The 4103-nt window shown below is 30.6% G+C and carries 4 protein-coding genes; 2 read left to right on the top strand and 2 right to left on the bottom strand.

The genetic code is table 11. The annotated features are described in order from the left end of the window. Both QZ143_RS09760 and QZ143_RS09765 read right to left on the bottom strand, forming a co-directional pair. Positions 1-974: hypothetical protein (locus QZ143_RS09760; protein ID WP_292883722.1), on the bottom strand; the 974-nt coding region annotated here is incomplete at its 3' end. Positions 975-979: 5 nt separating this feature from the next. After that, on the bottom strand, positions 980-1840 hold the full coding sequence (locus QZ143_RS09765) for a hypothetical protein (RefSeq protein WP_292883724.1): 861 nt from the start codon (positions 1838-1840) through the stop codon (positions 980-982). A 642-nt stretch (positions 1841-2482) separates the two neighbouring features. Here QZ143_RS09765 and QZ143_RS09770 point away from each other — a divergent pair. Both QZ143_RS09770 and QZ143_RS09775 read left to right on the top strand, forming a co-directional pair. Then, positions 2483-3418 (top strand): transposase, encoded by a 936-nt coding sequence (locus tag QZ143_RS09770; protein WP_292883726.1) that lies wholly within the window; start codon positions 2483-2485, stop codon positions 3416-3418. Position 3419: 1 nt separating this feature from the next. Then, on the top strand, positions 3420-3995 hold the full coding sequence (locus QZ143_RS09775; protein ID WP_292883728.1) for a transposase: 576 nt from the start codon (positions 3420-3422) through the stop codon (positions 3993-3995). The last annotated feature ends 108 nt before the right edge of the window (positions 3996-4103 follow it).

A 4103-nucleotide genomic window follows, 5' to 3' on the forward strand; every position in this document is an offset into this window, starting at 1 on the left:
CTGTCAAGACGGGAATTTTTAAAAGTCAGATTATTCAAAACAACATTGGCATTTGTTGTGAAAATTCTGACAGGATTATAGTCTGCATCAATATAATGATTGTTACCGTTAATTGTGATATCCTTTGATATGATTATTCCATCAGTCAAATCTGAATCTCTATTTGCATCAAAAACATAATTTTTCTCAAGATTAATTATTGAGCTGGATGAAGATAAAATTAAATCATTTAAATCGGTAAATGATGCAAAAGACACTGAATCTCCAATGTTATATCCGAAATATTTGGTATAAGAATTGTAATACCTATTTTCATTGTAAGTTACCTTGATTAAATAGTTTTGTGAAGGTTTAAAGTTGTAATCCAATGTGAATTGTCCATTTTTATCAACCGAAACTGTTTTTGTAAATTTGTCGTCAATTGTATAGGTCACTGTTCCGGAGCGAACAGACCTTACTGTGAAAATTTTATTGTCTAAAGTAATTGTTTCGGGAGTGAGTTTTATGAAATCTGATTCAAACTGTACATTGCTTCCCATATAATCTTCAACAGGCATTCCCAAAACCATCAAATCCAATCCTGTTGACGAATTGGTGATAATTATATTTTCAAGCAGATTAGGTTTTTTTGTAAAAGTGACTGTGCCTTGGTATTGATTATTAGGCAAAACATCAGTTCGCCTTGAGTTTTTAACGATAGTATTTATAAGAGTTCCATTATTACCGTCCCATCGAATAGCAGTTGCACCGATAGACCCATCAATCCAGTTGGATACGCTTGCATTATCTATTACTGAATTATTCATAATAACATTATCTGACAAAACAGTTACAGTTCCATATTGCCCCCCATGACAGTTAACAATATTACATTTATCGATTAAACCATTATCACCATCCCAAATAACAGCACCTCCATATCCCCTCTCAGTTTCATAAGAATATGCAGTATTTACGGCATTTGTTATATTCACATTGATTAATGCAGCATTAATGCCTGATACACATAAGTAACAACATCTTCAAGCGTTCTGCATTTTGACAATGAAAGTGGGCTTATTAAAATTGCATTATCCTCCAAACCAAATAAGTTCCAATCATGGGGATTAACAGCAGGTACCGGTTCAAACTTCCTTTTAAAAGTAGTTTCGGACAATCCGTTAATTGTATATCCGTTCCCATCTATAATTTTATTCTCAAAACTGAAGAAATACCCTCCAGCACTGCAAATATCTATACCATCAACCCAGGAATAATCATGAGACAATGTTATATAATCTCCTGAAGAAGCATAATCCACCATCAATTTCAATGCCTTAAGAGGATATTCAAATTTAATTTTATATCCTTCGACAGTTGCATCCAGATTTTTCAAGGGTTTTGCTAAAGTATAACTGACAACATCACCAGTCAAATTATTTAAAACAACCTTATTGCCGTCAACCATAGTTAAAACATATTTTACATTATATTTTCCTGAATCCTTAACGGAAGTATTAAAATTATAGCTGTAACCGTTGGAATCGCTTTCAATTGAAATAAACTTAAAAGTCGGATTTGCGACATTAAAATCAAAAGTATTGCCGGTTAAAATATTATCATCTTCATCAGCTGAAGACTGAAGACAACTAGTATTCAAATCAACATCCTCAACAAAGTTTATTTTTCCGCCATATTCCTTTTGATAAGCATTTCCATCGGAATCCATTGATTGTGAAATCGTTTGATTCACATCAGAAATGCCAATCTGATCATCAATATTCTCATTTGCGCTAACTGCTGAAAGCACCAGCAGACCCGCAAGAACTATTGTCAGTACAAATATATTTTTATTTTGCAAAATTTTTCCCCCCAAAAGATATTAATTGATATATATTTATATCCAAAATAGAATAAATGTGTTTTGATAAGAATATAAAAGGTGAATATTTTTTAGAAATATCAAAAAAGAATGAAAATTGTTTTAATTAAAAAAATAAAGGATATTGTTCCAATAAACCAAATATTGCTCCATTTTTGAGCACAATCCAAATAATACCTTTTCATGTCAAATTTAATTGACAATAAGATTTTCTGTTCCCAAATCCCCATATAACTTTTAAAAAACAATATTTAATCTTTAATTCAGCATCTGAAAAATCCCCCAAATACAATTCAAAACCAGTTAATTTTCCTGCCGACATGCAATTAAAGCATCGAAATTTTAATCAAACAGCTTCTGTTTCAACATACATTAGAAACAACTTATTTATAACTTATTATAATAATTATAAATAGTGATTTATATGATATGTCCAAAATGCGGAAGACAATACAACGAAAACAGCAAATTTTGCGAAGACTGCGGTGTCAAACTTATAAAGAGGATGTGACACGAAGTCACTATTTTTTTAATTTTATTTTGTTTATTTTTTCTTTAATTTTATATACTATGAAGTACAATCTTTTATTATAGAGATTAATCTTTGTGGTTGTTTTATTTATGGTTTTGAAAGATGATAATATTAATCAGACTATGTTGGTCCCTATGGACTTGCGAAATTTGATTCCTGAAGATCATCCTTGCTATTTTATTAAAAATGTGGTTGATTTAGTTGATTGTTCGAAAGTGAACCAGGAATTTCGTGGAAAGCCTGGTGAATTTGCTTATCCTCGTGAATTATTGCTCAGACTTATTTTAATGAGCGTTTTCGATGGCGGATTGTCTTCAAGAGAAATTGAGAGAAAAACACGTACTGACATTGCATATATGTATCTTGCAGCGATGGAAAAACCATCATATCGAACAATAGCAAGATTTAAAGTCGAATACTCAGATTTAATCGACGAAGCATTCAAAACAACCATTAAAATTGCAAAAGACAATGATTTAATCAAAATCCATCATCTGAGCTTGGACGGAACTAAAATCAAAGCAAAAACATCAATTAACAAATTAACTGATGAAAACCAAATCAAAATCATGAAAGAACATCTTGAAAAAAGTATTGAATTAGATCAACAAGAAGATGAAGAATTGGGAGATGAATCTGGAAACAGCGTTCCAGAATCATTAACAGATAAAGAAAAATTCAAAGAAACAGTAAAAGAAATAGAAAAATCATCTAAAAATGATAGAAACAAAGATAAACTTCGTTCTTCAAGTTTAAATCTTTTAAAACAAGCAAAAGAAAATCCTGAAGATGTTTTAAAAAAACTCAATGAACTCGAAGAAAAAGTAAAAGAATCACCAAAAGACGTAATCAGCATAAATGACCCTGATGCACGCTTGGGAATGGGATTACAATGCACAAATCATTGTAGACGAATACAAAGGAATAATACTCACATCATACGTCACACAAAATCCAACAGACCATTTCGAACTAATTCCATCAATAGAACAATTAAAATCCAATTTAAAAGAAATATACGATGAAATGCCTTCTAATTTCCAATTCAGTGCAGATAATGGATATTCCACAGATGAAAACACAACATATCTCGAAGAAAAAGGCCTAGATGGATACATATCCACTAGAAAACTCTCAAGAAAAGAAAAAAAGTACAATCTATGGGAAAAACCATTTCAAAAAGATAATTTCGACTACGATGCAGAAATTGAAACCTATATCTGTCCTTTAGGAGAAATATTATATCGAAGACGAACATACGAATATAAAAACAAACAAAGAATAACATATTGGACAAACGAATGCAAAAACTGCATTATGAAAGAAATATGCTGCAATAAAAAGAACTACAGAACAATCCAAGACTATGGAAACCCTTCCAAGATTAGAATGCAACGGAAAATGGAAACAGACTGGGCACAAAAAATCTACAAAAAACGATCAAAAACAGCAGAACTACCATTTGCACACATAAAACAAAACATGAAACTCCAAGAATTCACCACAACCGGAATAAAAAATACAAACACCGAATTCAAACTATATACAATCGGACATAACCTAAAAAGAATATACAATGAAATAAACAAGAAAAACAACTAAAAATAAGAAAATATATAAAAAAAATTAGAAACACAAAATTCGATTAAAAATTTTGCGTCACATCCTCACAATATTTTAAAAAACTTTATAACTACTAATTTTCTTAAT

Source organism: Methanobrevibacter sp. UBA188, assembly GCF_905234905.1.
Classification (GTDB): Archaea; Methanobacteriota; Methanobacteria; order Methanobacteriales; family Methanobacteriaceae; genus Methanocatella.

Excerpts from the sequence above, each read along its gene's own strand:
- QZ143_RS09775 (WP_292883728.1), top strand. The coding sequence starts at position 3,420 with ATGCCTTCTAATTTCCAATTCAGTGCAGATAATGGATATTCCACAGAT.
- QZ143_RS09770 (WP_292883726.1), top strand. The coding sequence starts at position 2,483 with ATGGTTTTGAAAGATGATAATATTAATCAGACTATGTTGGTCCCTATG.